Annotated in this window: 7 protein-coding genes; 3 read left to right on the top strand and 4 right to left on the bottom strand. The window is 71.6% G+C overall.

All coding sequences use genetic code 11. The annotated features are described in order from the left end of the window. Positions 1-4,973: beta-ketoacyl synthase N-terminal-like domain-containing protein (locus tag ACFWX1_RS00700; RefSeq protein ID WP_378382691.1), on the bottom strand; the 4,973-nt coding region annotated here is incomplete at its 3' end. 789 nt (positions 4,974-5,762) lie between these two features. On the opposite strand from ACFWX1_RS00700, the gene ACFWX1_RS00695 reads away from it, so the two are divergent. Together ACFWX1_RS00695 and ACFWX1_RS00690 are read left to right on the top strand one after the other, a co-directional pair. Beyond that, positions 5,763-6,902 carry a pyridoxal-phosphate dependent enzyme gene (locus ACFWX1_RS00695; protein ID WP_378382690.1) on the top strand — a complete coding sequence of 380 codons (1,140 nt, stop codon included), beginning with the start codon at positions 5,763-5,765 and terminating at the stop codon, positions 6,900-6,902. Continuing rightward, positions 6,902-7,528 carry a transcriptional regulator gene (locus ACFWX1_RS00690; RefSeq protein ID WP_378382689.1) on the top strand — a complete coding sequence of 209 codons (627 nt, stop codon included), beginning with the start codon at positions 6,902-6,904 and terminating at the stop codon, positions 7,526-7,528. Before ACFWX1_RS00695 ends, ACFWX1_RS00690 begins: the two co-directional genes overlap by 1 nt. Here the strand turns inward: ACFWX1_RS00690 and ACFWX1_RS00685 are convergent, their stop codons facing one another. Genes ACFWX1_RS00685 through ACFWX1_RS00675 form a run of 3 tightly spaced genes read right to left on the bottom strand, consistent with a single transcriptional unit; the run spans position 7,529 to position 9,717 of the window. Further along, on the bottom strand, positions 7,529-8,557 hold the full coding sequence (locus tag ACFWX1_RS00685; protein WP_378382688.1) for an alpha/beta fold hydrolase: 1,029 nt from the start codon (positions 8,555-8,557) through the stop codon (positions 7,529-7,531). Positions 8,558-8,583: 26 nt separating this feature from the next. Then, positions 8,584-9,072 carry a DinB family protein gene (locus ACFWX1_RS00680; protein ID WP_378382687.1) on the bottom strand — a complete coding sequence of 163 codons (489 nt, stop codon included), beginning with the start codon at positions 9,070-9,072 and terminating at the stop codon, positions 8,584-8,586. Positions 9,073-9,090: 18 nt separating this feature from the next. Then, positions 9,091-9,717, bottom strand: coding sequence for a class I SAM-dependent methyltransferase (locus tag ACFWX1_RS00675; protein WP_378382686.1), 627 nt, complete (start codon positions 9,715-9,717; stop codon positions 9,091-9,093). Positions 9,718-9,804: 87 nt separating this feature from the next. Here ACFWX1_RS00675 and ACFWX1_RS00670 point away from each other — a divergent pair, with 87 nt between their 5' ends. After that, positions 9,805-10,407 carry a helix-turn-helix domain-containing protein gene (locus tag ACFWX1_RS00670; RefSeq protein WP_378382685.1) on the top strand — a complete coding sequence of 201 codons (603 nt, stop codon included), beginning with the start codon at positions 9,805-9,807 and terminating at the stop codon, positions 10,405-10,407. Positions 10,408-10,550: the final 143 nt, after the last annotated feature.

Raw genomic sequence — 10,550 nt, 5'->3', positions numbered from 1 at the left:
GTCCGCTCCCCGATCACCTCGACCACCACCGCCAGCACCGGCCGGTCCGGCTCGGGCGCCGAAGGCGTGGGAGCTGGAGGCGTGGGAGCCGGTTCGCCGAGCACGACCGTCGACGGAACGACTGGGCTCAACGCGGTTTCCGCCTGGCCGAACGCCGGAGCCGCCGAAGGTTCGGCGCCGAGGTAGCCGAGCATCACGTCCCGCTGGGCCGCGACCATCTCCCGGCTCGTGCGCAGGAAGTCGGCGATCAACGCCTCCGCCCCCTGTTCGGGCTGAGGAGTGGCCACGAGTCCCTCCGAGATGCGTTGTGCCGGATGCAGGGCCGCGTCCGGAACTGTCCCGTCGGCGGTACGGAGCAGCTGCCCGTCCACCGTCCACCCCGGGCGGCGGGGCCTGGTGGTGGCCGCCGCGTCGACCGCGTCCCGGCCGCGGAACAGCCAGCCGGTCTCGACCTCGACACCGCACACCGCCAGCTCGGCGAGCGCGGTCAAGAAGCCCGGCAATCCCCGGCGGCCGGGCCGCTCCAGTGCGACAGTCCGGTGTGGACGGTCCTCGAGTACCGCCGAGACCAGTTTGGACAGTACCGCCCCCGGCCCGGCTTCGACGAACACCCGTGCCCCGGCGGCATACATCGCCTCCACCTGTTCGACGAACCGCACCGGCGCGCCCACCTGGGCGACCAGCTCCGCCCGGATGCCCTCGGCGTCGTCCGGGTAGACGTCGGCCGTGCGGTTGCCGTAGACCGGCGTCTCGGGCGCGACGAAGTCCACCTCGGCGAGGGTTTCTCCGAACGTTTCGCCAGCGGCCGCGACCAGCGGGCTGTGGAACGCGCAGGCGACCGGAAGCCGCTTCGCCCCGAGCCCGGCTTCGCGCAATCGCACCACAGCTTGGTCGACGTCGCCGGTCGGGCCGGAGATCACCGTCTGCTTCGGCGCGTTGTGATTGGCGACGACCACCGTGGCGAGTCCCGCGTCGGCCAGCACCTTGCCGACGTCGACCGCCGACCCGGTCACTGCCGCCATCGCTCCGGTGTCGCCCGAGCCGGCCGCGCCGAGGATCGCCTCGGCCCGTGCCCGGCTGCAGCGCAGCAACGCGTCCGGCCGCAGCGCTCCCGCCGCGGCGAGTGCCACCAGCTCGCCGTAGCTGTGCCCGGCCAGCATCGCGGGCCGCACCCCGGCCCTGGTCAGCAGGCGATGCGCCGCGAGTCCGGTGATCCCGAGCGCGGGCTGCGCGACCCGGGTGTCGGTGACCCGCGCGGCCTGCTCCCGGCGCGCCGCCTCGTCGAACACGGCGGGCGGGAACACCGCCGCGACCGCCTCCGGGTCCAGCCGGAGATAGCGGTGCAGCTCGGGGAAGGCCACGAACAACTCGGCGAACATGCCCGGCCGCTGGCTGCCCTGCCCGGGGAACACCATCGCGACGTCGCCGCCCACCGCGTCGGCGGCGAAGAAGAGCCCCTCGGCCCGCTCGCCGGTGATCGCCTTGCGCAGCAGACCGGTCAGCTCGTCCACAGTGGACGCCACCAGCGCGACCTCGGTCGCGCCACCGGCGGCCCTCGCGGCCTCGGCGCGTCCGGAAGCGGCGAACGCGAGATCCCGCAACCGCCACGGCCGGTATCCGGCGGGTACGTCCGCGAGCGCGAGCAGGTCCTTCAGCGCGGTCTCGTAGCCCTTGCCCGCGAAGGTGAACAGCTCGGCGGGCCATGCGTCGGCGGTCTGCGCGGGCGGGATGTCCTCGTGCGCGGCCAGCACGACGTGGAAGTTCGTGCCGCCGAAGCCGAACGCGCTGACCCCGGCGATCCGCTCGGCGGGCGGAGCCGCCCACGGCTGGGCCGAGGACTGGAACACGAACGGGCTGCGGCCGGCCTCCCAGGCCGGGTTCGGCGCTTCGATGTGCAGCGTCGGCGGCTTGACACCGGTGTGCACGGCGAGTGCCGTCTTGACCAGTCCCGCCAGCCCGGCCGCGCATTTCGTGTGCCCGATCTGGGATTTCACCGAGCCGACCACGCACGTGCCCGGCGCCGCGCCCGCTTCGGTGAACACCTTCGTCAGGGTGCCCAGCTCGGTCCGGTCGCCCACGACGGTCCCGGTGCCGTGCGCTTCGACCAGTCCCACCTGCGACGGGGAAATCCCGGCGTTGCGGTACGCGCGGGTGAGCGCCGCGTGCTGGCCTTCCGGCCGCGGCGCCGTCAGCCCCAGCGCGCGGCCGTCGCTCGCCGCGCCGACGCCCTTGATCACGGCGTAGACCCGGTCACCGTCGCGTTCCGCGTCCGCGAGCCGCTTCAGCGCGATGCACGCGACGCCCTCGCCGAGCGCGATGCCATCAGCCGCGCTGTCGAACGTCGCCGAACGCCCGGTGGGCGAAAGGGCGTGTGCCGAGGCGAAGAGCAGGTAGTCGTTGATGCCGTTGTGCAGGTCCGCGCCCCCGCACAGGACGAGGTCGCTCGTGCCCGCGGTCAGTTCCTTGCAGGCGACGTCCACCGCGGTGAGCGAGGAAGCGCAAGCCGCGTCGACGGTGTAGTTCGCCCCGCCGAGATCGAGCCGGTTCGCGATCCGCCCGGCGATGACGTTCGCCAGCACCCCGGGGAAGGAGTCTTCGGTGAGCCTCGGCAGCTGTTCGTCCAAAGCGGACGGAAGCTCGCCGAGATACGAGGGCAGGACCGTGCGCAGTGTCATCGCGTTGGACAGATCGCTGCCCGCCTCGGCGCCGAACACCACCGACGTCCGCGCGCGGTCGAACGCCCGGTCGGTGTATCCGGCGTCGGCCAGCGCGCGGTGCGCGGCCTCCAGCGCCAGCAACTGCACGGGTTCGATGCTCGCCAGCGACGACGGCGGGATGCCGTAAGCCAGCGGGTCGAACGGGATCTCCGGCAGGAACCCGCCCCAGCGCGAGGGCGTCCGCTCCCCGGCTCCGTCCTTGTCGTAATAGAGGGAGGCGTCCCAGCGCTGCGCCGGGACCTCGGTGACCGCGTCGTGTCCGGAAAGGACGTTCGCCCAGAAGGAGGCGAGATCCGGGGCGCCGGGGAACATGCAGGCCATCCCGACGATCGCGACGTCCAGGGGTTCCGGCGCCTGCCCGGCGGGCTCCCGGGCCAGTCCCAGGCTCTCGGCCCGGTCGCGGAGGAACGCGTCGGAGCCAGGACCGACCTCGGCGTGCAGATCGGCGACCGTGGTGATCGCCGCTCGCAGCACCGCGACCTCACCCGCCATGAACATGCCCTCGGCGAGCTGCCGTTCCTCGCCGACCTCGCGCAGTTCGTCCCCGACCCGCTCGATGCCCTTGCTGGCGAGCCGGAGCCTGCCCACATTGAGCTGTTCCAGCCGTTCCCAGGCGTCGCGGCTCGGCACGCCGCGCTCGGCCAGGTCCCGTTTGATCCGCTCGTACTCCTCGGTGAACGGGCTGCGCACACACCGCGTCGCGTGGCCCGGCGCGGTTTCGAGCAGGTCGGTGTGCGCGGCGGTGAGCAGCTGGCGCTGGAAGAGCGGCAGCACGGCGCCCGCGTCGACCGCCTCGCGGGTGAAGAGGTACGCGGTACCCATCAGGACGCCGATCGCCGCGCCGCGCGCGGTGAGCGGCGCCGCCAGCGCGCTGACCATCGCGCCCGAGCGCGCGTCGTGGACACCACCGGCGAACAGGACCTGGAGTTCCGCCGCCGCGCCCGGTGTCGTGGCGAGGAAGTCGTCGAGTACCCCGAGTTGCGCTTCCCACAACGGAAAGCTCGCGCGCGGGCCGACGTGTCCCCCGCATTCGGACCCTTCGAAGACGAATTTCCGCGCCCCCGCTTCGAGGAACTGCTTGAGCAGCCCTGGCGAGGGGACGTGCAGGAAGGTCGAGATCCCCGCCTCCTCCAGCGCCGCGGCCTGTGCCGGGCGCCCGCCCGCGATGATCGCGTGCGAGGGCCGGACCTCGCGGATCACCTCGAGCTGCGCGGCCTTCACGTGATCCGGGGCGAACCCGAGCACACCGACGCCCCACGGCGCCGTACCGACCGTCTCCCTGGTGCGTTCGAGCACCTCCCTGGTCTGTTCGGAGCCGGACAGCGCGAGCGCGATGAACGGCAGCGCCCCCGCGGCCGCGACCTCGGCGGCGAACGCGGCCTGATCGCTCACCCGGGTCATCGGCCCCTGCACCACCGGAAGCGCCGTGCCGAGCGCCCGCGCACCGGGGGACTCCGTGCCGAGCACCGGCCCGTCCGCGCCCAGCGCCGCGGCGATCGCGTCCCGGATCCCGCGGACGGTGGCGGTCACCGTACCCCAGCGGTCGCGGAACCGCGTGGCGAGGAAGACGTCCTGTCCCGCTTCCAGCCGTTCCCCGGTCGATCGCCTGGTCAGGACCCGGACGCCGTCGGCGACCGTCGTCTCGGAACCGTCGAGCCCGGTGAGCGCGACCGTAGTGGACGGCGGCAGATCCGGCTCGGCGAGCAGGGCCAGCTGCGTGTCGAGCACGACCCCGGCCGCTCCGCCGGCGACGGCCGCCGCCGCGGTGTGCGGGCCGATCCCGCCCGCCGCCCACACCGGGAGAGCGATCGTCTCGTCGGCCAGCAACGCCTGGAGCAGGACGAACGTGCTCAGCTCGCCGACCGGACCACCGCTTTCCCGGCCGCGGGCGATCAGGCCGTGGGCACCGCCGGCGGCCGCGCGCCGGGCCTGCGCGCGCGAGGTCACTTCGACGAGCACCCGGCGCCCGGGGAAGTCCCGTGCCGTACAAGGGGAATCCGAGGTCAGGAGCACGGTGTGCGCGGCCGCCGGGATCTCCCCCAGATGGGTGAGGCGCACCCCGAAGCCGGTGACCGGCCACTCCGCCAGCAGCGCCAGTTCGTCGTCGGCCGCGGTGCCGGGGGTGGTCAGGTCGAGCACGCCGAGCCCGCCGCCCCGCGCGGCGGCCGCGATGGCCCGCGCCGACGGCCTGTTCAGCGGATTCACGGCGATGACCGTGTCGGCGCTCTGCCGGGGATCGCCTTCCGACACACGCATGGGAACTCCCCAACGCACCAAAGAGTGAAGCAGTAACGGGGAGTACTTAAGCGTCTCGACCGGGACACGTCAACAACTCGCCGTGTTTTCTTCGCGCAGCTTCAAAAAGTCGTCGGGTCACCTGGGCCAGGACTCAAGAATTTAACGTCACCGTCATCCGCCCACGCCACGGGACCGACTTGCGCCCACACCGTAATGCATAGTAGTACCCGCCCGATCGGGCGACACCCGCCCAGACAGGGCAACCCTTCCCGGCCATCGGCGCAGTCCGAAAGGACTCGGTCGCTTACCCTACGCCTTTTGCCGACAGCCCCTCGGGGCCCCGCCGGAAACAAAAGGCATTCGAACGCCCCGCACGAAACGAGACTCGACACGAAAAGGGACGCCGCTTCGCCCGCCGCCCCCATTTCCTCCCCGTCCGGCAGCGACGCCATTACTATTTCCCCGGTCCACTCGCTTACCTTTACCTAACCCGGCCACCCGCTCCCGGCGGTTTTACCCCGGCACGGCATCCGCCGTGGTCGCACGGCCGCACCGGCACCACGGCACGATCCGGCACGAGCCCGGTGCCCGCCACCGGGAGCATCCACACTGCTACACCTCGTACCACTCACCTTTCGGTGAAAAATTCACCGAAAGGAACGTGAATCAATTTCCACAAATGACCGATGCCGACAACAGTCACCGAATCACTGTCCCCACTTGTCACATTCGTGAGGGTTGACAACGAGACCAGGGTTAGACACCCTGTCTATCCGTAGACCAACTGTCCACACCGGGAAGGCGACCATGACCCCCACGGCGCATCTCCTCGACGAGCGGTCGGGCCGGACCTACCCGCTCGACCCGCTGCGCTGGCGCGGCGACGACGGCGTACCACTGACCGTGCCGCCCCTGCGCGGCCTCACCCGCGCCGAGGTCGATTCCGGCACGCGCTCGCTCTGGCGCTACCGGGCCGCGCTTCCCGGGGACATCCGGCGTCCGGTTTCGCTCGGCGAAGGCTGCACTCCCCTGGTCGAGCTGCCCTGGGGTGGTGAAGCGACGCGGTTCAAGCTCGAGTGGTTCAACCCCACCGGCAGTTTCAAGGACCGGGGCAGTACGGTACTGCTCTCGCTGCTGGCCGGGCACGGGGTCACCGAGGTGCTGGAGGACAGCTCGGGCAACGGCGGCTCGTCGATCTCGGCCTACAGCGCCGCCGCCGGCATCCGCGCGAAGATCCTCGCGCCGGAATCGACGTCGCCGGCGAAGGTCCTGCAGAGCCGCGCTTACGGCGCCACGGTCGAACTCGTGCCCGGCACCCGCGACGACACCGCCGCCGAAGCGCTGCGGCGCTCCGCCGAGACCTGCTACGCCAGCCACAACTGGCACCCGTTCTTCTTGCAGGGCACCAAAACACTGGCCTACGAGCTGTGGGAGGACCTCGGCTTCACCGCTCCGGACAACGTCGTCACCGTCGCGGGCGCCGGCAGCATCGTGCTGGGCTGCGACCTCGGCTTCACCGAACTACTCGCCACCGGCGCGATCGACCGCCGCCCGCGGCTGCTCGTCGCCCAGCCCGCGAACTGCGCTCCCCTGCACGCGAGCTTCCAGTCCGCTGTGGACACTCCGGTGCCGACAGCCTTCGGGCCGACCATCGCCGAGGGCACCGCCATCCGCGAACCGGTCCGGTTGCCGGAGGTCCTCGCCGCGATCCGCCGGTCGAACGGAACCACCGTCGCGATCGAAGAAGCCGCCATCGCCGACGCGACACGCCGGCTCGCCGCGATCGGGCTCTACGCCGAGCCGACCAGCGCGACCGCGGCCGCCGCGCTCGACGTCTTCCGCGCCCAGGGCGTCATCCGGCCCGGGGAGACGACCGTGGTCATCCTCACCGGGTCCGGTCTCAAGGCGGCGGCCACGATGTCCGCGTTGTTCGGCGAGGACGCCTGATGAGCGACGCGGAGGACGAACTGCTGCTGCGCGAGACCGGGAAGATCGCGGTGGCGATCGGCCGGATGTTCCCCGGGCTGTGCGAAGTCGTCCTGCACGACCTGCGCGACCCGGACCACACCGTCCGCGTGATCGAGTCGAACCTCTCCGGCCGCGCTCCCGGCGATCCCGCCACCGAGCTCGGCCTCGCCCGGATCCAGGACCCGGATTACCCGGAAGTGCTGCAGAACTACCCCAACACCTTTCCGGACGGCAGGCCCGCCAAGAGCACGTCGATCGGCGTCAAGAACAGCGAAGGCACCTACGTCGCCGCTCTCTGTCTCAACCTCGACGTCTCCCTTTTCGCCAGCGCCGCCAAGAGCCTCGCCAACCTCGTCCGGACCGACGAGCAGGAGCAGCCGCTGACCGAAACGCTGCGGGCCAGGACCGCCGGCGAACTCCGTTCCCTGGTCGAGGAGTTCGCCGCGGCCCACGGCCAGACCCCGCGAGGTCTCGCTCCCGCCGCGAAGAAGGAACTGGTCAAGACCTTGCAGGAACAGGGTTTCCTGCAGGTCAAGCACTCGGTCCCGGCGCTGACCGAACTCCTCGGCCTCGCCCGCGCGACGATCTACAACTACCTGCGCTGATCAGCCGTCGAGGAATCGCGACAGCTCCGCGGTGACGAACTGCGGGTTCTCCTCGACGAGCCAGTGGCCCGCCTTCGGCACGTCTGCGGCCTGCACGATGTTGGTCATCCGCGGGGCCACGGTGCCGCGGATCGCGTCGAGCTGGCCCTGCGCGGTCATGAGCAGGGTCGGGACGCGGACCGGCGGCGCCGCCACGGTGTCCCGGACGTCCTTGTCGAGCGCCCGGTAGAGCTCGAAGCCGCCGGACAGGACCTCGGGCCGGCTGTAGGTCCGCGCGTACTCGGTGATCTCGGCGTCGGTGAACGGGGAACGATCCGAGGTACCCCCGAACGCCGTGCCACCGAAGGAAACCTGGGGGTAGAACAGCGCCAGGTACTCGCGGACGTCGTCGTGGACCACCGCCTCGGGAACCCGTCGCTGCGAGTGGAAGGCGATGTGCCAGCTGAGCGAGCGGTACATGGTCGCGTCGATCGCCGGTCCGGGCAGTGGCAGGTCGAAGTAGCCGAGGCGGGCGGTGTCGGCGGGGAACTGGCTCGCGTACTGGAAGGCCACGGCGGCACCGAAATCGTGCCCGACCACCCGGGCGTCACGCACCCCGAGCCGCTCGGCGATCAGCTTGTGCACGTACCGCGCGAGCGTGGCCTTGTCGTACCCGGCCGGCTTGCCGGTGCTGTCCCCCAGCCCGGGAAGATCGACAGCGTAGACGGTGTGGTTCTTGGCGAGCTCCGGCATGATCGGCCACCAGCCGTACCAGGTCTGCGGCCAGCCGTGGATCAGCACCACCGGCGTGCCCTTGCCGCCGGTCACGTAGTGCATGCGGACGCCGTCGACGTCGGTGAACTCGTGCCGGAAGGTGGTGCCGAATCGGGGATCGCTCTGGGTGGCCGCGGCATAAGGCGCGACCTCGCCGGTGGTCGGCGTCGAGCAGGCGGCGGTGCCGATCGTGAGCACGAGGGTGAGCACGACCGTCGCCATCGTGTGCGCGAAGCGGGGGAAACGGCGCGAGGACGGCCGTGGTGCGGTGATCATGTGTTCCTGTCCTGGGGAAGGGGGCGTCAGCGCCCGGTCGAGCCGTCGATCAGTTCGCGGAGGATGTCGGCGTGGCCCGCGTGGCGGCCGGTTTCCTCGATCATGTGCGTGAGTGCCCAGCGGATACTCGGCGCGGAGCGGCCCGGCCGCGGAATCGGTGCGCCCGGATCGGCGCACCCGTCGAGGACGTCGTTCGCGCGCGCGACCGCCTCGCGGTAGCGGGCAACGACCTCGGCCACGCTGTCCTCCGGTGTGGCGTGGAACGTCGCCTGCCAGTCGGTGACGTTGTCCCCGAGGAACAGCGAGCGCTCGACGAAGGTCAGATGGGTGAGCAGGCCGAGCAGGTTCGTGCCCGAGGGCACCGCCGCCGTCCGCACCTGGGGTTCGGGGGCACCGTCGACCTTCGCGGCGATCGAGGAACGGAGATAGTCGAGGAAACCGCGCAGGACCTCGATCTCGCTGCTTCCGGTCCGGGGCGGCGGGGTGTCGCGGCGCCGGCGCGTAGTACTGGGCACAGTGGTCTTCCTTCGTGGTCAGGCGGTGCGGCGGATGAGCAGGACGTGGTCGATGACCTCGGCGGTGCGCCCGCCCGGTCCGGTCGCGATCCGGCGGGGTGCGTCGGCCCGTTCGATCCGCCAGGCCCCGGCGTCCAGCGCGATGCCCGCGGCTACCTCGCGCGGGCTCGGGTATCGGGTCTCGGGATCCTGGTTCCACGACCACGGCGCGGCCGAGCCGTGGTCGACGACCAGCAGCAGCCCGCCCGGACGCAGGGCGTGCGCGGCCGAGCGCAGCACGGCAGCCCTGTCCAGCTCGGCGGGGGTGTGCAGGTAGTGGGCGCAGACCAGGTCGAAACGGCCCTGCGGAAAGGACTCGCGCAGGTCGTGCCGCACGACGCTGACTTGGCCGCCAAGTCCCTTCGACTGGGCGAGAGCGGCGAGCCGGTCGACCGCCACGGCGGAGATGTCGGTGGCGGTGACGCGCCATCCGTGGCGGGCGAGCCACAGCGCGTCCCCGCCGGTGCCGCAGCCGAGGTCCAGCGCGTCGCCGGGTGCCAAGCCGGTGACCAGTTCGGTGAGCCGGGCGTTGGGCCGCGGGTCGGCGGGCGGTTTCCTGGCCCGGTAGACGCCGTCCCAGAACGTGACCGCATCGGTGGTGCTCATCAAGACTCCTTCGGTCGGTACGCGCTCAGTCTCGCCAGGCGCGTCCCGATCTGGCACGGAATCTTGCGGTTATGGCAAGGTGGCCGCGTGGACCACCGAACGGAAGACGTGCTCGACGCCGTCGGGCCCCGGCTGCGTGCGCTGCGGCGCGACCGCGGCATCACCCTCGCCGATCTGGCGGCGACAACGGGCGTCTCGGAAAGCACCCTGTCCCGGCTCGAGAGCGGGCAACGCCGGGCGACCCTGGAGCTGCTGCTGCCGCTGGCCAGCACCTACGGCGTTCCGCTGGACGATCTCGTCGGCGCCCCGCGGACCGGCGACCCCCGGATCCACCTCAAGCCGATCCACCGGTTCGGGATGACCTTCATCCCGCTGTCCCGGCGGCCGGGCGGGATCCAGGCGTTCAAGATGATCATTCCCGCGCGACCGGAGCCGCTCGAACCGACCCCGCAGACGCACGACGGCTTCGAATGGCTGTACGTCCTCAATGGACACCTGCGGCTCGTGGTCGGCGAGCGCGACATCACGTTGCCGCCGGGTGAGGCCGCCGAATTCGACACGTCCCTGCCGCACTGGCTGGGCAGCGCAGACGGTGGCGTGGTCGAACTCCTCATCCTGTTCGGCATGCAGGGGATGCGTGCGCACGTGCGTGCCGAGGCCCAACGGCACGCCCACGAGGAATCCTCGTAGCCCGAACCACTTCCGGGCCTCACCGTCCACAACGGACAACCCGCGCGCAACAACGGCGTACGGGGGGGCGGGGCCCCAATACCGGCCCCCCGGAGACCCCCCCCCGCACCCGCGCCACCCACCCCCAGGCCCGCCTGCACACC

The organism is Amycolatopsis sp. NPDC059021 (genome assembly GCF_042739895.1).
GTDB lineage: Bacteria > Actinomycetota > Actinomycetes > Mycobacteriales > Pseudonocardiaceae > Amycolatopsis.
The sequence above is the reverse complement of the archived record's forward strand: the minus strand, read 5'-3'. Positions and strand labels throughout refer to the sequence as shown.